This window comes from uncultured Roseivirga sp., assembly GCF_963973945.1.
Taxonomy (GTDB): Bacteria; Bacteroidota; Bacteroidia; order Cytophagales; family Cyclobacteriaceae; genus Roseivirga.
The window spans coordinates 212026-233352 of record NZ_CAXBBV010000003.1; the positions used below are offsets into that span (position 1 = coordinate 212026).

Consider the following 21327-nt stretch of genomic DNA (forward strand, 5'->3'; position numbering starts at 1 on the left):
AAAATAGATAGAAATGTGGAATCATAAGCTGAATGATCCCGATGTTGTTTATCCCATTTTGGGAATGTGATTTGATGATTGGGAGTAAAATCTTCTGTTTCTAGAGCGAATTATTTTTAAGTGCCTGTTGATCAGACTGTTGTGCTTGTGGTTGGTTTTGGCAAGTGGCTTGTAATAGTATGTCTAAAGATTACATAAATAAAGATCTTGTTGGATTGTGAAGTTGATGGTTATTTATCTATTTGGTTGAGGTGTGGCCCGAAGAATACGTCTTCGGGCCACTATTTTTTAAAGTAGCTAGAATTAAAAGTGCATAAAAAAGGAGTGATCTGCATCACTCCTTTCTGTTTTAATAAGATTTTAGATTACTGAACAAGAATACCTCTTTGGGCTAAGACATCTACATCAGGTATCTCAACTCCATAGGCTGTTCTCATCGCACTTAAAATTAGGTTTGCTATAATAGCGTGCCCACGAGGGTTTGGATGAATGCCATCAGTAGAGAACACTCCGTTTGGACTGAAGTCTGGAGCCAAGTTGGTTCCGTTCACTTTTATCCCCAATACACCATCTGCTTCAGCTTTTACTGCAGCAATTGAATCAGGGTCTCCTAAACCTAAGGCCAACTGAGTTACAAGAGCATTATTGAGGCCAAACAGGTCTGCAAATTTAGGTTGAACATCTACAAGTGTAATTACCGTAGCTCCAGCTCCTTCATTAATTTGGGCAACCACACCTTTAATGATTTGGTTAAATGTGGCTCTTGCTGTAACAGTTTTTACAACTTCATTGGCAGAAAGAACATATTTGTCAGCTATAGGTACAGCCAAACCAATTGGAGCAGCTCCAGTACCAATGACTGTTGCAGCTGTTAAAACTGGCAGGTCGCTAGAAGTGGCAGGTCTTGACTGTCTGTATGGCTCTAAGGCTTGTCTTTGTGCAGCCGTTATTTGCTGGCTTGCTAGTAAGAAGTCAAAATTTGGACCCAAATCAGCCAAATCTTTGTCGTGCATCAAAATAGGATTCGGTCCAGCAGCATAAGCAATTTTTCTTTTATTGTATTCTGCTTCAGAAATTCCATAAACTGTATTGAACGGAGCTGGTAGTTGGGTTAGGCCGAAAAGGGCCGCATTTACACCCTGTAAAGCTGTATTTAATTGCTCAGCAGTTGCAGCATCTAATGCGGCTACGTTCCATTTTACAGCTCTGAAGTACGGAAGTAAAACCAATGGAGGTAATGTCATTACTACTCCTTTGGCACCTGTACCTGCTAATTGACTTAATGAACCAGCTAAAGCGTTTTGGAAATTACCTTGAGAGGTAATTGCAGCTTCGTTTACACCACCGCCAACCGCATAGCCAAGGGCATCGTTATTTCCTAACCAATAAGTATAGAAAGTAGGACTTGCTGCCAAGGCATCAGATAATACAGTAGAAGTACCTGGGCTACTTGCAAAACGTGCATATAATGGATTAGAACCAGCAAGAGCAGGGTCATTAATGTCCACAATTCTCATACCTGGTACAGCAAAATTGTTAAGTTGAGCCTTGTTACCAGCGTATGCAGTTGGCACTTCGCCTGCCAAAGGTCTTGGTCCCGGAATGCTAAGGTCTAATACATATCTCCCTAAAATGGTATTGTTAGGTCCAATTCCTGAATAACCATTTGGAGAATTGATGTCTGGTTGGTTAAAAGAAGCACCTCCAACTCCCGAAATTTGAAACTGAGTTCCTAGAAAGTTAGCGAATGAATGCGCTTGACCATTGGTGTAAAGCGCGCCATCCATATAACCAGCGGTAATGGAGTTACCAATACTTACATATTTGGTCAAAGTAACCGAGCCGTTTGTTCCAGAAGGGTCGGTTACCACTGGTAACGGGTTGTCGGCCTTTCTTTGCTCTACTAAAGTTTCTTCTTCATCGCAAGAGGTCATTAATGCCCCTGATGCTAATAAAGCGAATAAATATAATTTTAAGTTTTTCATTTTCATGTCGATTTATTTGAAGAATTCATCAAACGTGATTTGGAAATAGTAGATACCCCCAAGTGACGGGTTACCAAATGAAGTAGTGTATCTTTCATTCAATAGGTTGCTAGCACCAATTTTGAAAGTAGATTTCCAAGTTGGAACCTTATAGCTTACTTGTGCATCTAGTGTTCCGAATTCAGGAATTACACCAGTTCCGAAAGAAGACTCCCAAAGGAAGGCTTGCTGCCATCTGTAGGTAACGTTGAATCCAAGTCTGTCAGTAACTTTTCTGTTCGCAAACTTGACATTGTATCTGTATTTCGGAGTATTGTAACTCGCTGCAAAACCTTGTGCAATAAGGTCGTCTTGTGAAGTCAGTTCGTTGTAAGCAACGTTACCTCCAATTTCATAACCATTACCAATTTGATAGTCTAATTGAATAGCCCATCCTTGTGATTTTACTTTTCCGTCAGCATTAACATCGAAACCATAACGTTGAGTTGGAACAGTACCATCAACAATTTGTTGTCTTTGGGCAGGAGTTCCTGCTCCACTGTTCGGTTGTCTTAATCCATTGGGCACTGCTTGCGTAAAATCAATTTCAGCAATAAAGTCAGTGTAAGTACTATTATAGTAGTACGCATCTACAAGCAATTTTCCATCTGCAAATAGACCTTTATAGCCTACTTCGAAAGTGTTTACTTTTTCTGTTTTGAATTCGTTATTGACTCTATCTTCTATTACTAAATCTCCTTCGTTGCCAGATAATCTTGCTGCGTTTACACTTTGAGTAGTATAAACCGTGTTAGTTTTAAAATTGTAACGATCTACAAGCAAATCATTACTACCGATAAGTCTTCTGGATACTACGTCAAGGTCGATGAATTGATCTTGAGTGGTAGGGATTCTAAAACCTCGTTGGAATGAACCACGAACATTATGGTTATCGGCAATGGTGCCAACAGCGGAGAATCTAGGTGAGAACTGACCTTTGAAGTACTCATTCTTGTCGTAACGAACAGAACCTTGGAATGTTAAGTTATCATTGGCTACGCTTTTAGAGGCTTGCAAAAAGGCTCCGTACTCATTAAAACCAACTTCTGAACCATCGTTTTCTAAAGCGAAAAGAGTACCTTCAGAATAAAGTGCATATCTTCTAAAATTAGCTCCGACAATAACATCAGCGAAATCAATTCTTTCACTCAAGTTCCAGTTACCTTCCATATGGTATAGGTCTGTTTTATCTAGGAATTTAGCTCCCCCATCGGCAATAGAAATATCTCTAAATTGTATAAGGTTTCCATTTGCATCCTTAAAAGCTCCAAATAACTCATCTCCTGGCTTAGGCTGATTTAGGTCTGCGAAAGATCGAGCATTAACATGAGATTGCTCTATACTTTGTCCTGCCAATCTACTATTGGCAAAAGAACTTAAATAGTTTGGTAAGTAGTGCTTTTGATTGGTTAAAGATGCAAGTGTATTTGCCGCATAACTATCGCCAGAATTTTCTTGAGTAGTATAACCTCGCACATAGAACTCAGATCCTTTCAACTCTAATTTGGCTGTTGTGATACTGAAGTTATCAAGAACAAAACGGTCGTTAGCTGTATATACTGTGCTGCCCGATCCATAATTAAACTGGCCTAGTAATTCTAGGTTATCATTTAATCTGTAATGAAGGGCACCACCAATTTTCACGCTTTCAGTGGTGTTATCAACGAAAGATGACTCACTATACCCCTCAGGAGTAAAGTAGCCAGACATATCATCAGGGAAAAGAGATCTAATAGCACTTATTTGCGCTGCGGTCGCAATTTCACTCGGAGTAGCGTCAGGTTTGTTACCTGCGGCTATGGCACCATCGGCAATTCTTCCAACAGTAATTCCAAAATCACCATAAGTGTTTACACCATCATAAAAACGATTTCCATTTCTTTCAGAAGCACCTCTTTCAACTACACCTGGAGGGGCACCAGTAGCTAAGCCTTGGTCTCTGGTGTCAACACCTCTGAAATCATTAGCACGTAAATATGATGCAGTTACTTTAAAGGCTAATTTATTATCAAATGCTTTAGCGTAACGAAATCCATAATCTTGATACACGGATAAGTTATCGTCTCTTTCATCTACATGGTTTACGCCAGTTTTAGCATAAACACTCAACCCTTGGTATTCAAAAGGATTTTTAGACGTAAGTAGAAGGATACCATTAATGGCGTTTGGTCCATAAAGTGCAGAAGATGCACCTGGCTGTAATTCAGCAGACTCTAAATCTAGGTCGTTAATACCTACAATGTTTCCAACGGCAAAGTTGAGGCCTGGAGCTTGGTTGTCGATACCGTCAATCAGTTGTACAAATCGAGTGTTACCATTTGCACCAAACCCTCGTGTGTTAATGGATTTAAATGTGATACTCTGAGTACTAAAGTCTACCCCTTTTAACGTAGCTAAACCTTCATAAAATGAGGCAGCAGCGGTGTTTCTAATGTCTAGGATGTCTAGTTTTTCAATTGAAACGGGTGATCTTAAGATACTTTCTTCTACTCTTGAAGCAGATACTACCACATCTTGTCCGAATATAACTTGCTCTTCCATTTTAATCTCAAGCCCAGTTACATTGGCTTCAGTAATGGATATTTCTTGAGGGGTATAACCCACATAAGAAAAAATAAGTGTTAAAGGCGCTGATTGGTTTACCGTAAGACTAAAGTCTCCTTTGGCGTTTGTAATCGTTCCTATTACCTTGTCTTTTACCCTGATGTTTACACCGGGTAGGCTTTCACCAGAAGCGGCATCTGCCACTCGGCCTGAGATTGAAACTTGTGATTGACCATAAACTGCAACGGTCTGCATGATCAAAAATACAAGCGCCAGTCCCTTCAAAATTCTCTTCATCTTCATCATCTTATTCTGAGTTTGGAAACAAATTAAGTTTGGCTTGTTAGTATAAATACGGTGCGAATCGCATCGTCTATCTCAAAAATACAATGTTTTGTAAGTTTAAAAAGGGTTTACGGGAAAAAATATTCGTCATGCATACTAAATTCAGTAACCCTCTGCACCATTGATAGACAGTTTTAATTATTGTTGGCCGCCTTTTTTAGCTTCTTCTTCAAGGTGCTTTACCAGCTTATCGCATAGGCGGTTCATTGCGGTAGACATGAATTCATCACCTGTTGAGTTAAGTATGCTTTGGGCTAAACCACCAAGGCAGTCAACATAGAATCTTTTCATCTCATCAATAGGCATTTCCTTGTTCCAGAGGTCTATTCTCAAGGTGTTTTGAGTATTATGATCCCAAATGTTTAGGCTTACCGATTTGGTTTCTTCTTCTCCATCACCTTCCTTTTCGGTGGCATCCCAGTAAATTTTTTCAGGAATGTTCTCACTATCTAATACTACCCTAAGTTTAATTTCTGATTCCTTCATGTGCGTGTTTTTTTGTCAAAGATATACCTTGACGGATTAGAATGAATTTAATTTTGATTTGAGGTATTTTAATTATGCGATTCTGTCTTGATTTTCACGTAAACGTCTTTCTTACGTTTATCTTGAATTTTGATACTTATCACAAGTTAATCAGTACGCGATATCGCTAATTTGACGATGTTACCCATCGATTATACTTACATAATGATTATTAAAGTTTGCTAAAGCTATAGCCGTAGTTGAATACCAATATTGATTTAGTTTTCAATCGTTGTATTGTGTCATCGTTTTTGAAATTCCAATGGTACAGAATGAGTATATCATTTCGATGGCCTTGTCCATGGCAAACGGAAGTTCTTCGAATTCGTTTTTACTGAACGGGCTTAATACATAGTCTACTTGCCTTCCTTTTGAGAAATCATCTCCAATACCAAACTTGAGTCGAGGGTAGTTTTGTCCTCCGCATAATTCTTCAATGTTCTTTAGGCCATTGTGCCCAGCGCTTGATCCTCTCGCTCTCATTCTGAGTTTAGCAAATGGAATGGCCAGATCATCTACTATAACAAGAACATTCTCAACGGGTATTTTTAACTCTTGCATCCAGAATTTTACCGCCTTGCCACTCAAGTTCATATAAGTGGTGGGTTTTATCATGTGGACTGCTCTGCCTTTGTGTTTAAATTCAGAGTGGTAAGCGAGTCGATTAATTTCAAATGAAACGCCTTTGGCATCGGCTAGCCTATCTAATGTTAGAAAGCCGATATTATGCCTTGTTAGCTCATATTCAGGCCCAATGTTTCCAAGTCCAACAATGAGATACTTCATCTTAATGTTTTTTAATTTGTATGTATTTTTAATACCTACGCAAATAAAAAAATCCCGCCTTTAAAAGGCAGGATTTTCATGTTTTCAAATAAGAATTTTTTATTCAGCAGATTCAGTTGCTTCAGAAGCACCTTCTTCACCGTTTTCCTCTTCCTCTTCCTCGTCAGTTAATCCAGCGCCTCTTAGTGCTCTTGGAATTGCTACAGAAGCGATAGTTACTAATGGGCTGTTTTGGATTTCAAAACCTTCAGTAGTTAATGCACCAACTTTTGTTGATTTACCAAGTTTCAACTTAGAAATATCTACTAAGATTGAGTCTGGCATATCCTTAGGTAATGCTTTTACTAATAATTTTGGTCTCTTAATCACCAAAGCACCACCGTTGATTACACCAGGTGCTGTACCTTCCATTTTTACAGGGATTTCCATTTTGATGTACTTTCCTTTGAACAACTGTAAGAAGTCAACATGCAAAAGCATATCGCTTACTGGGTGGTATTGCGAATCTTGAACAATGGCTTCGAATATTTCGCCTTCAACATTCAAGGTGATGAAACATGGCTCAGGAGTATAAAGTACCTCACGGAACTGAATAACAGGTGCATAGAAATGCAACTGATCATCACCGCCATAAAGTACACATGGAACCTGACCTTCGAGTCTAAGCCTTTTTGACTCAGTCTTACCGAGATTTGCTCTTTTAAACCCTATAATCTCTACTTTTCTCATAATATGTATTTGTTAAATAAATAGCTCGCTAATAGACCCATCGTGGGTTACACTCTTAATGGCTTTTGCGAAAAGCTCGGCAACAGTGAGTACCTTGATTTTGTCTGATTGTTGTTGTAAGGGAATGGTGTCTGTCACTACCAATTCTTCCAAAACAGAATTATTAATATTGTCATAGGCCTTGCCAGATAATACTGGGTGAGTACAGAATGCTCTAACTGAAAGGGCGCCTTCCTCTAAAATGATTTTGGCTGCTTTACAGATTGTGCCTGCTGTATCTACAAGGTCATCTACTAAAATCACGTTTTTGCCTTCTACGTTACCGATAATTCTCATTTCGGCTACTTCGTTGGCTTTTGTACGGTGCTTATCGATTACCACCATTTCAGCATTGAAATGCTGTGCGAAAGCCCTTGTTCTTTTTACGCCCCCAACATCCGGAGAAGCAAAAAGAAGGTTGTCTAAGTTCAGTTTTCTGATGTAAGGAACGAATACCGCTGCTCCATCTAAATGATCTACTGGAATGTCGAAGAAACCTTGAATTTGCCCTGCGTGTAAATCGCAAGTCATGATTCTATCGGCACCTGCAGCCGTAAGAATATTGGCCACCAATTTCGCTCCAATCGCCACTCTCGGTTTATCTTTTCTGTCCTGACGGGCATAACCGAAATATGGAATTACTGCAATTGCTTTGTAAGCACTCGCTCTTTTTGCTGCGTCAATCATCAAGCAAAGCTCAAATAGATTGTCAGAAGGAGGGATGGTAGATTGAATTAAAAACACTCTATTACCTCTTACCGATTCAGTATAATAAGGGGAGAACTCTCCATCACTGAACTTTTGAAGTTCTACAGATCCCAATGATTTACCGTAGAATTCGGCAATCATCTTTCCAAGATAGGCTGATTCAGTTCCGGCAAATAGTTGGTTATCCATGATCTTAGGCTTTTGAGCTTTGAAAATTGAACCGCAAAAGTAAAAAGATTTATGTTAAAAACAGCGGTATGCCTTCAGATCATTTTTTATTTCTCTCAAATTTATTGAATGTCTTTATAAGTTGGCGAAAGAGGAGCGTAATTACCGTAACTATTTGTATTTCGGTGAATTAAGGTCGAAGAAATCTCCTCGCGTTTTATCCAAAGCTTCTGAAACCAGCGCAAAGCTTTTTGGCGATGCCTTGAGGTTGATGAATTTGCTCACAATGTTGCTCTGTTTGTAAATAATGAAAGTGTTTTCAACTGCTGGATTGATCTTGTTCATGTCAATTTCAGAAGCCTGGTCTGAAAAAGAGGGGACAAAGGTGAGTGCTACTTTTTGCAGGTTCAGTGTTTTGCCGATGTTTTCCAAGTGAGTAATCAGTTTGTCATTGCTTTGGCCTAGCTCATTACCATAAACAAAATAAGCTTTGAGGTATTTTTGCCTTTCAAAACTTTCTCTTTCTAAGTACACCAACCATTTCTTTACCTCTTCCCAGTCTGTGTGCTTCCCAACAAAATAAAGAATGCCTTGGTAGCGTCCATATTTACAAATTGGGCAGGTTTTGGTGCTTCGATCTGGCCCCCAAGCATGATAAGGTGTGAATGAGATTACATCTTCACCAATATTTCTTCCAGAGGTTGCTTGTCTATTATTGGCAGTTGGATAATTAGGGATATTCAACCCAAGAATAATGTTGTGTTCTGCAATATGTAAATCACCCTTTTGCAAAAGGCGCAACACACCGCTTCCACCACGGTTGGGCATTGCCTTTCTCTTTTCGCTGGTGAGTAGCGGATCATCATCAAAAACGAATTCATCTATATAGTATTCATTGATATCGTTTGGTTCTTTAATGGAAGGGTGAATGTGAGCTGGGTCTTCACGGTTTGGGTAAGTAGCGGGACGAACGGTATAGATCGCGTATTTTCCATTTTCGTCTGATTTTACCCAACTACGGATGTAGCCATGCCTTGCCACCTTTTGATCCAAGTCTTTTCTGTTTGAATAAACTCCCTTTGTATCAGTTTGATAATAGTAAAGGATAACGTTTGGGGCGGGGGTGATGCCGTCTTGCTGCAATATGGTTCCAGTGATTAATAGTTTCTGGCCTTCCTCTAACCAGCCCGGACTCGTGTCAATGGATGGGATGTGTTTTGGCATTCCTATGTACATGAAATCACCGTTCTCGAAAGGTCCACCTATTAGTTTACTAGACTGGCCTTTACAGTTGAAAAGAAAAACGACAAGCAGAATTGGATAGAGATACAGTTTTCGACTCATGACTTTTTTCAAGCAATAAGCTTCGGAAATGAAGGTTTGTCAAACCGAATAGGCTGTCCTGTTAATTTTTTAAGCTAACCTGATGAGTGTTGAGTAAGGCTTTGAATGCTTGGCTGTAATTTCTGCTCATTCTTGTTGAAGCACCGTTGCTGAGCCTAATGTCATAATCTCCATTCAGCCTTGATTTGTAGGAGGACACTCCATTCATATTTATGATCGTGGATTTATGAACCCGAACAAATATAGAAGGGTCCAATTTTTCAGACATTGACTTTAGTGTTTCAGTATGGAGGAAATTCCCTTTTGAAGTGATCAGCTTTACATAGGGGCTGGCCGCTTCAATGGACTGTATCTCGCTCACATTTAATACAGAGGTTTCGTTTGCCAAGCTTACAGAAATGGTTTTGGCATAAGTGGGTGATTCCGCGATTTCTGAAACAGCGGGAGTTGCCGTTTTTCTGCTGTAATGAAAAACAGCAACTAATGAGTAAATGGCTAAACCAACATACAAGTGTTCAGATAAGCCATAAAACAAGACTCTATTGAATGTGTAGACGTGGCTAAAGAACAGAGTGGATACTAAGTTGACGATTAATGGGAATAGTAAAAAGTGAATTGCACTGACCACTATTATTGAACCAATCATCACGGTTAAATTTTTGAATCTACTGCCAGTCTGAAAGGCCTTTAATCCTTTCAGTTGGAAAATGGAAAGTGGTAAGAATAGCACCCAAAAAGAATTGTAAAGGAGTGACTCTGTGGCTTGAAAATTATAGTCCTTCAAAACTGAATGAAGAAAATCTTGGCCTAGACCTACCAAAAGAACCAGCGTCAATAATCCAAAGCCCAAATATAGCTTTGTGTGTCGCTGAATATGTTTGGAGAATGTACCGATCATTTTAATGCTTGAAATGCTTGCCTCCTTTTTACGTGATAACCGCAGTGAATGATTTACTGTCTTAAATTAGTGATTTAGGTGCGTTTTTGTAGCTGATTGAACACAAAAAAAGCCACACTTTCGTGCAGCCTTTGAATATGCTTTTAAGATGTTTGGTCAATTAAGCCAAAGTACCTTCTAATTTCGAAGTTAAAGTTCCTTTTGGAACAGCACCAATAACGCTGTCTACTTGCTCCCCACCTTTGAAGTAAAGAAGTGCTGGAATAGAACGGATACCATATTTCATTGAAATGTTAGGGTTAGCATCAACATCTACTTTACCAACTACGGCTTTCCCTTCGTATTCACCTGCGATTTCTTCAACCACCGGGCCTACCATTCTACACGGGCCACACCATGCCGCCCAAAAATCTACCAATACTGGTTTGTCTGATTTTAATACTAACTCTTCAAAGTTAGCGTCTGTAATTTCAATTGCTTTTGCCATTATATATTTGTTAAGTTCCTTATTTCTCTTGTTGCAGGTTGACAACAAAACTAATTAAAAAGTTCAAAATGACAGCCAAAACCAAGGCGACTCTTCATTGCCATTCTAAATAGTCTATTGACCGCGTTTATTTAAGTCCTCTAATTCGTGATTAAACTGGCGGAATTAGCGTATTTCTTCAATGTTCTAATGAGGTTACTATTTGGGTCAACTTTTACCTTTCTACTTAAAAGTTCTACACTTAGGTTCTCAGATTTTTCTACCAACTGAATTCTAAGCTCTGTATTTCCTTCATGCTCTTTTGTTAATTTCATGATCGTATCAATCAACTCTTGGTCGACATCTCTGGCATTAATACTCACTTTAATTCCTTTCGCCCTTTTCTCTCTTAATTCACTTAAAAGAGAAATGGCAGCTACTTGTAACTCCCAATCTTCTGGAGTAGGGGTGATGTGCGGATTATCTCGAATTTCATTTTTCTTTCGCCAGTTCAATTCCACCCTTCCTGTGATAAATAGAAATTCCCCCGGTCTTAAATACTGCGCATGATTCATGTATTTTTCGCCCATCAAGAAGAGCTCAACAGAACTGTTGTAATCTTCAATGCTAAGAATGGCAAAAGGTTTTCCGTTCTTCGTTTGTCCATTCCGAACCCCACTGACGATGCCACCAATGGAAATATCTTGGTTGGGATATCTCTTAATTTCACCCACTGGTTTACAGAAGCTTTCTAACTCTACTTCAAACTGATTAAGCGGGTGACCTGAAATATAGAAGCCGACCACATCTTTCTCAATTTTGAGCTTTTCCATTTCACTGAATGGTTCACATATGGATACACTTGGAAGCGGTGTGGCCACATTGCTATCGCCTCCAAAAAGAGAAACCTGAGCCGCATCTTTTTCAGCTTGCTTGGCATTGGCGTAACGAATTACTTTTTCTAATAGCGTTTGCTCATTTTCTGGAGCGTATAAATACTGTCTTCTGTGATAATCTTCAAAGCAATCGAAACCACCAGCCATGGCCAGAGATTCACAGTTCTTTTTGTTTACCGCTCTTAGGTTTACTCTTTCAGCAAACTCGAAAATATTATGGTAAGGCCCGTCTTCTTTTCTTCCTTCAATAATCGATTCAATGGCGGCTTCACCAACCCCTTTAATCGCACCCATTCCAAAGCGAATTTCGCCTTTGGCGTTTACTGTAAACTTGTAGTTCGATTCGTTAACATCTGGCCCCAAAACTGAAATGCCCATGCGCTGGCATTCTTCCATAAAGAAAGTCACCTGCTTAATGTCGTTCATGTTGTTACTAAGCACCGAAGCCATGTATTCAGCAGGATAATGTGCTTTTAGGTAGGCCGTTTGAAAGGCTACATAAGCGTAACAGGTAGAGTGTGATTTGTTAAAGGCGTAGGACGCAAATGCCTCCCAATCCTTCCAGATTTTCTCCAGTTTATCAGCTGCATGACCTTTTTCAACTGCCTGCCCAACAAATTTGGGTTTCAGCTGATCGAGCAACTGACGGTTTTTCTTACCCATCGCCTTACGCAAAACATCTGCCTCACCTTTGGTAAAGCCAGCGAGTTTCTGCGAAAGCAACATCACTTGCTCTTGATAGACCGTAATACCGTAAGTTTCCTCAAGGTATTCCTTCATGTCCTCCAAATCGTAGGTGATTTCTTCGTCACCGTGTTTTCTTCGAACAAAAGAAGGGATGTATTCTAGTGGCCCCGGTCGGTACAGGGCGTTCATGGCAATTAAATCAGCAAAAGCGGTGGGCTTGAGGTCACGCAAATACTTCTGCATTCCGTTGGATTCGTATTGGAAAATACCAACCGTTTCACCGCGCTGGAAAAGCCCGTAAGTAAGCTGATCGTCCAGAGGGAAATCATCTGGAATTAGATCAATATTGTGGCGCTCCTTTACGTTCTTTACCGCATCCTTAATAAGGGTGAGGGTTTTTAGACCCAAGAAGTCCATTTTGAGCAAGCCCGCATTTTCTACCACGGCATTATCGAACTGAGTACACCACATGTCCGAATCTTTGGCTACTGCCACTGGTGCAAAATTGGTAATGTCGTCTGGCGTAATAATTACTCCGCAAGCGTGAATTCCAGTGTTTCTAACCGAGCCTTCAAGAATTCGAGCTTGGTTTAAAACCCTAGCCAGTTCGTCATTTCCATGTGAAATCCTGATCAGTTCTTGGGCTAGTGCTACTTGATCTCCTTTCAGTTTATCCTTTAACTCCTTTTCGCTAAAGGCGAATAGTTTGGCTAAAGTAGTGTCTGGAACCAGCTTGGCAATCCTGTCGGCATCGGGCAAGGGAAGTTCCATTACCCTTGCTGTATCTCGAATGGAAGATTTGGCCGCCATACTACCATAGGTAATGATTTGGGCTACCTGATTTTTGCCGTATTTATTGATTACATAGTCAATTACTTTTTGGCGCCCTTCATCATCAAAATCAATATCAATATCGGGAAGTGAAACCCTGTCTGGGTTAAGGAAACGCTCAAAAAGGAGATCATACTTAATAGGATCGACATTTGTAATTCCTATACAATAGGCAACTGCCGAACCTGCTGCCGAACCCCTTCCTGGCCCAACGGAAACGTCCATTTCCTTGGCCTTGTTAGTGAAATCTTGAACAATAAGAAAGTAACCAGGGTAGCCTGTATTGGCAATGGTTTCTAGCTCAAAATCTAGTCGCTCCTTAATTTCTTCGGTGATTTTACCATAGCGTTTTTTGGCACCTTCATAAGTAAGATGACGTAAGAATGCGTTTTCGCCACGTTTCCCACCATCGGCATCGTCTTCCTTCGAAATAAATTCTTCAGGAATATCGAATTTAGGCAGAAGTACATCGCGCTCTAGCTTGTAAGATTCTATTTTCTCAACAATTTCGTTGGTGTTCGAAATGGCTTCGGGCAAATCGGTGAAGAGCTTTTTCATCTCTTCAGGCGACTTGATGTAGAATTCATCGTTCGGGAAACCGTATCTAAACTCTCTTCCGCGTTTCCCAATATATTTTTTAGGCTTACTTACCGATTCAGCATCTTTAACACAAAGCAAAATGTCGTGTGCTACGGCCTGCTCTTTCTTAGTGTAGTAAGTATTGTTGGTAGCAATGTATTTGACATTGTGTTTCTCACAGAACTGAAGTAAAATTTGATTTACGTGGTCTTCTTCTGGAATACCATGTCGGTTGATTTCAACATAGAAATCATCGCCAAACTGTTCTTTCCACCATACAAAAGCTTCTTCTGCTTGGGTTTCGCCTACATTTAGAATGAGGTAAGGTACTTCGCCCCAAAGTCCACCTGTAGTAGCAATCAAATCACCTTTATACTTTACTAAATCGTCTTTGTCAATTCTTGGGAGGTAGTAAAAACCTTCGGTATAGGCGATGGAAGCCAGCTTAACTAGGTTGTGGTAACCTTTTTTATTTTTGGCCAATAACACGCTTTGGTTACCGTTGTCTTGCAGTTTTTTATTGCTTCTGTCGGTACAGATGTTAAACTCACAGCCTACAATTGGAGTGATTCCTGCCGACAGGGCTGCTTTTACAAAAGTAAATGCGCCCATCATGTTTCCATGATCCGTCATTGCAATGGCTGGCATTCCCATTTCCTTGGCAGTATTCACCATGGCGGTGAGTTCGGAGGTGGCCTGCAAAATGGAAAACTGTGAATGACAGTGTAAATGTGAAAAAGGAACTTCCTTTAAATCGGAAAGGGTTTCTTTGTCGATTTTGCCAATGCCACCTGCACTTTCTTGTTCATCTGTTTTAGCGAAATTGGCTGCATCAAGTTCTGGGGCTTCGTATTTAATTTCCGATAAACGAATGCCTTCTAAGGGAGGAACTACGCTGTGTTCTAATAGCCCGAAGAAACAACGAGCAGTCGCATCAACATCATAAGCCGCATCATGGGCATCGTCAAAGCCTTTCCCGAAGAGTTTGAAGTGTAGTTCTGTAAGGGTAGGCCATTTAAATTTCCCACCTTTTCCGCCCGGAATAGCACAGAAGTCGGTAGCTACGTTTTTGGTATCAATATTTTCTACACCTTCGAGCTTATTGTCTTGTTCGGTACGTAGGTATTCTGCTCCAACAATATTTAAATCGAACTCAATATTATGCCCAACCGCAATTTTGGTTTTGTTGAGGTCTTCCGTGAAAGCTTTTAGAACCTCATTAAGGTCGTAACCTTCCTCCATTGCTCTTTCCGTAGAAATGCCATGGATTTGCTGAGAGTTATAAGGAATGGTGAAGCCATCGGGCTTTACAATAAAATTTTGAGCCGAAATCAGTCTTCCGTAACCATCGTGCAGCTGCCAAGCGAGCTGAACCAATCGGGGCCAGTTCTCTAAATCACTTACCGGAGCGTTATAGTTTTTAGGTAAACCAGTGGTTTCGGTATCAAATATCAGGTACATAGGCTGTTAGTCGGAATGACGATTTTTCGATCGGAAATAATAGACTAAAGTACGGAAAATGATGGAAAGGTGGAGGGCTATTTGAAAAGTCTTGGAAGGCTCTTTCTGAAAAACAGAAGGGAATTTTTGAAACGGAAAAGCCATTGCGGAGTATTGATTATTTTTCATGTTGAAGCTTATTAGGGCTAAAACGCCCAGTTTCTTTCTCTGAGGCACGAAGGGTCTAGAAATTATAATACTAAATGTGGGGCTTTCTGCTCTGTACTAGTCGTTGCGTCTCGCTGCGACTCTCTAAATCACTCGATATAAAAGCTTATTACAATAATTCCCTTTTGAGTTTTATGAAATTTAAACCGTTGAAAGGGCATTTTATGCTTTATACCTCACAGTTCAAACCTCCGTGCTTGGTCTCAGCGAAACGCTAAAACCAGTGAATACCGTAAGAGTCTGTCTGTTCGGAGAAGCGGTGCTAGGGATGAACAGATTCTCGCGGTTGGTTATTTCTCTATCGCGAAATACTCTCCCTCAGAATGACGGTGAGCGAGAGGGCTGAGGTTACGCACAACTGATTCCTGATTCCCGATTTCTAATTTCTGATAACCAATAACTCTTAACTAATCTCTAACTCCCTTAAACCAATAAATCCCCACTCATTTCAAATATTCTAAGCTTAACAAATTTGGAGGCATAATGCTTTGGTTTTAGTGGTATATTCAGCCAAACCTTAATAACAAAAGATGAAGAGATCACTTAAAATACTATTCGCTTTGCTATTTCTGGCATGCTTTTCTTTGAGCGCACAGAAAATTCCCCACCCAAGGGAAACCTTTGGCCATGAAGTGGGTGCCGACTATAAACTGGCCGACTATGACCAAATGTTGGAGTATTACGACAAACTAGCCGCTTCTACCGACCGTGTTCAAATGATCGAGATTGGAAAGTCCGTAATGGGACGTCCGATGAAGCTCGTGTTTATTTCAAATGAAGAAAACATGAAGCAACTGGAGCGATGGAGAGAAATAAGTGAAAAACTTTCTAGAGCCGAAATTACAGAAGCTGAAGCCAGAAGATTATCAAAGGATGGAAAAGCCATTGTTTGGTTTGACGGTGGAATGCACGCTACAGAAAGAGCGCATGCGCAAATGACTTCTGAACTAATGTGGAGAATAGCTTCTGAAGAGTCGGAAGAAATGCAAAAAATTAGAGACAATGTAATTACCCTAGTAGTGCCAGTAATCAACCCTGACGGTGTTGATATTGTGGTAGACTGGTATAGAAAAACTTTGGGAACACCTTATGAGAGCTCTGGTCCTCCAATCCTTTATCAAAAATATGTAGGTCACGATAACAACCGCGACTGGTTTATGAACAACATGCCTGAAACTAAGGCAGTAACCACAGTACTTTATAACCAGTGGTATCCGCAAATTGTGCATAACCATCACCAAACGGCCCCAAGAGGAGCAATGATTTTTATTCCTCCTTTCCGTAGCCCAGTAAACCAGAAAATTCACCCTGGAATTACTACAGGGGTTAACTTGGTAGGTACAGCCATGGCCAATCGTTTTGCCATGAAAAAAATGACAGGTGCAATTGCACATACTTCATTTAGTATGTTCTGGAATGGCGGTATGAGAACAACCCCTTATTACCATAACCAAATTGGTATTTTAACGGAAACTGCTCAGCCAACACCAACACCAACGGAATACCCTGTAGACAGAATGCCATCAGTAGTAGGAGGCAAGCCAGCGAATGCTACTGAGATTTTCTACCCTTATCCTTATAAAGGTGGAACGATGACTTTCAGAATGGCGGTAGACTATATGCTTGAGTCGTCAATGGCGGTGCTTGATTTGGCTGCTGACAAAAAGGATGAATTCCTTTGGAACATTTATAGCATGGGGCGCGATGCGATTGAAGATAAGGAAGGTGCTTTTGCTTATGTAATTCCTAAAGATCAGTGGAACCCAAGTGAAGCGATGAACCTTACTAACATTTTAATGCAAGGAGGTTTAGAGGCAAAAATGGCAACAAGTACATTTAGCGTAAATGGAAAAAGCTATGAAGCTGGCTCTGTGATTTTCTACGGAGCGCAGTCTTTTCGCCCTTATTTGGCCGACTTAATGGAGAAGCAAGTGTATCCAGATCAATTCCAATACCCTGGTGGACCGCCAATGCCACCTTATGATTTGGCCGGATGGACGCTGCCTATGCAAATGGGGGTAACTGTAGATCGTATTACAGAGAACTTTAATGCTTCTACTTCTGATATTACCGAAAAACTTAAGCCAGTGGCTGGTGCTGTTTCGGGCAATGGAAAATACGGTTATGCATTCTCTAACAAAGATAACCTGAGCGCAAAGGCCATTAACCGTTTACAAAAAGCAGGGTATACGGTAAGTATTCTTAAAGAAGCAACAGACGGCATGGAAGCTGGCTCTGTTTTGGTGCGAAGCAAAAGAGGCTTGGAGGATAAGGTAAAGGAGATTAGTACCGAAATGGGGCTTAACTTCAATGGTATTGACAAAAAGCCAAGTGTTGAAACTGCTGAATTGAACAAAGTTAAAATTGGTATTTACAAATCTTGGCAAGCCAATATGGATGAAGGCTGGAGCCGTTGGATGTTCGAGCAATTTGAATTCGATTTAGACACCCTTCATAATGCTGAAATCAAAAATGCTGACTTGTCTCAGTACAGCGCTATTATTATGCCTTCTCAGAGTCCTCGTGGAATTAAAGATGGATCGAACAGAATGCCTGAGAACCTTCGTGGAGGTATTGGCGAAGAAGGTGTAGCCAAATTAGATGCTTATGCTAAAAATGGCGGTGCAATTATATTCTTTGACGATGCTAGTAATTTTGCCATTGAGGAATTTAAATTACCAGTAACGAATGTATTGAAAGAGCTTAAATCTTCTGAATTCTTTATTCCAGGTTCATTAATCCGTACCGACATCATGACTGATCATCCGCTTGCCTTCGGTATGCAACCACAGGTGGCCGCCTCATTTGATAATGGGCGAGCGTTTAAGGTGAATGCTGGTGCCGAAGGAATTGAGGAGGTAGCACGCTATGCTTCTAAGGATTTACTTATGAGTGGTTGGGCAATGGGAGAAGATAAGTACTTGGCGAATACATCAGCCATGCTCAATGTGAACTATGGTAATGGTGATTTGGTATTGTTCGGTTTTGGTCCGCAATTCCGTGGTCAGCCTAGAGGAACTTATAAATTGATTTTCAACTCTATTTATATGGGTGCTGAAAAGAAGTCGATTAAAATGAATAAAAAATAAGGAGATCAAAATTCATCTAAAAGCCCTGCCGTTTTTTGAAATGGCAGGGCTTTTTTTATGTCCTTTTCTTCTTAAGATTTTGAGCTAAAAATCGGACAGATATAAACTAAAGATAATTGAATGACACTGTTTTTCATCCTGAGTGAAACGAAGGAACTAGAAACAGCATCACGCAAATCAAGACAATTAGACCCTTCCTCCGAAGTTTCGGAGCCAGGAAAGGAAAATAAGCCTCTTTATGTTAAATAATCATCATCATTAATTTGGTTTAGGCCATGGTCTTAAGGGCAAAAAAATAACCCCTCAATTACGAGCGGTTTCAGTTCCTATTTTAAAGACTTAGGTTGTCGTCATTGTGCTACTGTGCATCCCATTTTATAGCGACTTGGGGCTGTCATTTGTGTACTTAAACAGATTTGGGAGTTAAAAGTTTCCTTTATCCTTAGATTTTTGAAAATAAAAAAGGGTTGAACGTCAGTCCAACCCTTCTCTTCAATATTATATAATGTGCTTAACCGATTTTCTCGATCAAGTCAGCAGCTCTATTAGAGTAGCCCGCCTCGTTATCGTACCAACCTACCACTTTAACAAGTGTTCCTTGCGCTGAAGTAAGCTGAGAATCGAAAATGTTTGAGTGAGGGTTTCCAACGATATCGATAGAAACGATCGGATCTTCTGTGTACTCAAGAATGCCTTTCATTGGGCCTTCAGCCGCAGCTTTCATTGCAGCGTTTACTTCTTCTTTAGTCACTTCTCTTTTCAATACCACAGTAAGGTCAGTTAAAGAGCCATCAGGAATTGGAACACGTAAAGCGATACCGTCTAATTTTCCTTTTAGGTGAGGTAACACCAAACCCACTGCTTTTGCAGCTCCAGTAGAGGTAGGGATGATAGAAACCGCGCCAGCTCTTGCTCTTCTCAAATCAGAGTGAGGTGCATCTTGAATACGTTGGTCAGAAGTGTAAGCGTGTACAGTTGAAATATAACCGTGTACAATTCCGAAATTATCATCTAAAACTTTGGCCATAGGAGCCAAGCAGTTAGTAGTACATGATGCGTTTGAAAGAATAGTTTCTTCGCCAGTCATGCTGTCTTCGTTAACACCCAAAACAACGGTTGGGATGTTACCTTTTGCAGGAGCAGAGATAACTACTTTTCTAGCACCAGCCTTTAAGTGTCCACCAGCACCTTCTTCATCCACAAATCTACCAGTAGACTCAAGAACAACATCAACACCTAGTTCACCCCAAGGAAGGTTAGCAGGTTCTCTTTCAGCATAGATTTTGATTTCTTTGCCATTTACTACAATACCATCTTTAGTAGAAGTTACAGTTCCATCGAATCTTCCATGAACTGAATCGTACTTTAAAAGGTGGGCTAAAGTTGCGGTGTCAGTTAAGTCATTGATCGCTACAACTTCGATGTTTTCTTTGGCCAACAATACTTTGAAAGTCAATCTTCCGATCCTTCCGAAGCCGTTGATCGCTACTTTGGTTTTAGACATATCTAGAAAGTTAATTTATGTGATTCTAAAAAGTGGTGCAAAGGTAACTAAGCCTTCTGCTATATCCAATACAATCGAATGAAGTTGCGCATAGTTCCATCAAAATGGTTGAATTTTTTTGAAGAAAATATTTTTGCAATTAAAATGGACTACTATATTTGCACCACGAAAAAAATGGTCCGTTCGTCTAGGGGTTAGGACACTGGGTTTTCATCTCAGCAACAGGGGTTCGATTCCCCTACGGACTACTTTCAAAAGCTCAGCAATATTGCTGAGCTTTTTTGTTTTAATGACTTTAAAGTATGGGGGAACCCACCCCGTAAGCTGGCCTAATTATAAACTCTTTCACCGGAAGAGTTATTAATCTTCATCCAGCGTAATTTCTTCTAGCACTCGATTTCCCCAACCACCGTATCGTCCGACAGACTCAATGTAATTGGTAAGTTCAACATCACTGTAGGCACATCCGTCATAAATTTCCGCTCCTAGTTCAACCAGTTCCCAATCATTTTCGATCAGGTGCCAACTGAATTGGTGTGATGCATTGGTATTGTAGCCTGCATAGCCCTGTCCCAGTTGTCCTAATGGGAACATGTTTCGCTGTTCAAGCGGTAGACTGAGTTGATCAAGGCATTGCTGAATCACCGCAGCATCGGCTGTTGCGGCAACGAAACTGCTGTCCTGCCAGCGGCCATGGGTTTCGCTAGGGCAGCTACTAAATCGGAAATATCGCCATTCAGGGTTTAGCTCATTTTTATCTCCATCGTCATTGCTGCAGCCTACCACCATTAGGGCTGCACAAAAGAAAATTAGTGTTTTTATATTCATAAAGTTTTTGACACAAAGAGAAGAAGAGGGGTTGTAAAGTATCGTTTTCTTTTCTCCCCAAATTGCAGATTCCAAATTGGAGCTTCTCACATGCTCATTTTGATAGGGGGTGAAAAGAAAGAAGAGCTCGACATTGCCGAACTCTTCATCTTTGCTGAACAAATTAAAACTACTTACTTCATTTCTCATAAGCAGGCACAAGCGTTATTTTACTGCGTATTACACTTGATCCGCTTTATAACCAGCGTTTTCCACTGCGATCTTGATTTTTGAAGCATCCACCTGTCCCTTTACCGTAAGCGTTTTTGAGGGGTTGTCGATGTCTACTTCCCAATTGTTTTTGCCCACTGCTTCGTCAAGAAATGGAGTAACATTGGCCACGCAACCTGAACACTTTATTGTTGTTTTGAATTTTAAACTTTCCATTTTTTTACTACTTTTTTGATTTTATTAAATGATTTTTCTTTTCACTCAATTAACGAAGATGAGGGCTTTTGGCTTTGCATAATTCCCGAGATTACTTATATAATTGTTGTTTTAACCTACTCTAGGCCCTTTCTGAACTGGTTGAGTTGAGGTGATTTATACCAACTCAATCTTAGATCAGATAAGAACAGTTGCTAGGCAAGCTGTGGCTACTACATTACCAATAAGGAGTACTATTGATTT

15 protein-coding genes and 1 tRNA gene are annotated in these 21327 nt (G+C 40.3%); 2 read left to right on the forward strand and 14 right to left on the reverse strand.

Annotated elements, in window-relative coordinates:
- Positions 1-365 precede the first annotated feature (365 nt).
- The 11 genes from AAC026_RS07305 to AAC026_RS07355 all read right to left on the reverse strand — a co-directional run bounded on the left by AAC026_RS07305 (position 366) and on the right by AAC026_RS07355 (position 15198).
- A complete protein-coding gene (locus tag AAC026_RS07305; RefSeq protein ID WP_339696471.1) occupies positions 366-1985 on the reverse strand; it encodes an SGNH/GDSL hydrolase family protein in 1620 nt (539 codons plus the stop codon).
- A gap of 12 nt (positions 1986-1997) precedes the next feature.
- Complete coding sequence (locus AAC026_RS07310) at positions 1998-4874, reverse strand: TonB-dependent receptor (RefSeq protein WP_339696474.1); 2877 nt, start codon at positions 4872-4874, stop codon at positions 1998-2000.
- 177 nt (positions 4875-5051) lie between these two features.
- A complete protein-coding gene (gene gldC, locus AAC026_RS07315; protein WP_339696477.1) occupies positions 5052-5399 on the reverse strand; it encodes a gliding motility protein GldC in 348 nt (115 codons plus the stop codon).
- 264 nt (positions 5400-5663) lie between these two features.
- Positions 5664-6224 (reverse strand): aminoacyl-tRNA hydrolase, encoded by a 561-nt coding sequence (gene pth, locus AAC026_RS07320; protein WP_339696479.1) that lies wholly within the window; start codon positions 6222-6224, stop codon positions 5664-5666.
- Between the two features lie 99 nt (positions 6225-6323).
- Positions 6324-6953 (reverse strand): 50S ribosomal protein L25/general stress protein Ctc, encoded by a 630-nt coding sequence (locus tag AAC026_RS07325; protein WP_339696482.1) that lies wholly within the window; start codon positions 6951-6953, stop codon positions 6324-6326.
- 12 nt (positions 6954-6965) lie between these two features.
- Complete coding sequence (locus AAC026_RS07330) at positions 6966-7892, reverse strand: ribose-phosphate pyrophosphokinase (RefSeq protein ID WP_339696928.1); 927 nt, start codon at positions 7890-7892, stop codon at positions 6966-6968.
- 147 nt (positions 7893-8039) lie between these two features.
- Positions 8040-9212 carry an intradiol ring-cleavage dioxygenase gene (locus tag AAC026_RS07335; RefSeq protein WP_339696484.1) on the reverse strand — a complete coding sequence of 391 codons (1173 nt, stop codon included), beginning with the start codon at positions 9210-9212 and terminating at the stop codon, positions 8040-8042.
- A gap of 61 nt (positions 9213-9273) precedes the next feature.
- Entirely contained in the window at positions 9274-10110 is an 837-nt protein-coding gene (locus AAC026_RS07340; RefSeq protein WP_339696486.1) for a LytTR family DNA-binding domain-containing protein, read from the reverse strand.
- Between the two features lie 160 nt (positions 10111-10270).
- Positions 10271-10597 (reverse strand): thioredoxin, encoded by a 327-nt coding sequence (gene trxA / locus AAC026_RS07345; protein WP_339696489.1) that lies wholly within the window; start codon positions 10595-10597, stop codon positions 10271-10273.
- 140 nt (positions 10598-10737) lie between these two features.
- Positions 10738-15030, reverse strand: coding sequence for a DNA polymerase III subunit alpha (dnaE, locus tag AAC026_RS07350; protein WP_339696492.1), 4293 nt, complete (start codon positions 15028-15030; stop codon positions 10738-10740).
- A 6-nt stretch (positions 15031-15036) separates the two neighbouring features.
- On the reverse strand, positions 15037-15198 hold the full coding sequence (locus tag AAC026_RS07355; RefSeq protein WP_339696495.1) for a hypothetical protein: 162 nt from the start codon (positions 15196-15198) through the stop codon (positions 15037-15039).
- 569 nt (positions 15199-15767) lie between these two features.
- Between AAC026_RS07355 and AAC026_RS07360 the strand changes: the two genes are divergently transcribed.
- On the forward strand, positions 15768-18326 hold the full coding sequence (locus tag AAC026_RS07360; RefSeq protein WP_339696498.1) for a M14 metallopeptidase family protein: 2559 nt from the start codon (positions 15768-15770) through the stop codon (positions 18324-18326).
- 511 nt (positions 18327-18837) lie between these two features.
- Here AAC026_RS07360 and gap read toward each other — a convergent pair.
- On the reverse strand, positions 18838-19830 hold the full coding sequence (gene gap / locus AAC026_RS07365; RefSeq protein ID WP_339607762.1) for a type I glyceraldehyde-3-phosphate dehydrogenase: 993 nt from the start codon (positions 19828-19830) through the stop codon (positions 18838-18840).
- 176 nt (positions 19831-20006) lie between these two features.
- Between gap and AAC026_RS07370 the strand changes: the two genes are divergently transcribed.
- Positions 20007-20078, forward strand: a tRNA-Glu gene (locus tag AAC026_RS07370).
- A 112-nt stretch (positions 20079-20190) separates the two neighbouring features.
- On the opposite strand, the gene AAC026_RS07375 is transcribed toward AAC026_RS07370, so the two are convergent.
- Positions 20191-20847 carry a hypothetical protein gene (locus AAC026_RS07375; RefSeq protein ID WP_339696500.1) on the reverse strand — a complete coding sequence of 219 codons (657 nt, stop codon included), beginning with the start codon at positions 20845-20847 and terminating at the stop codon, positions 20191-20193.
- Between the two features lie 30 nt (positions 20848-20877).
- A complete protein-coding gene (locus AAC026_RS07380) occupies positions 20878-21084 on the reverse strand; it encodes a heavy-metal-associated domain-containing protein (protein ID WP_339696503.1) in 207 nt (68 codons plus the stop codon).
- Between the last annotated feature and the right edge of the window lie 243 nt (positions 21085-21327).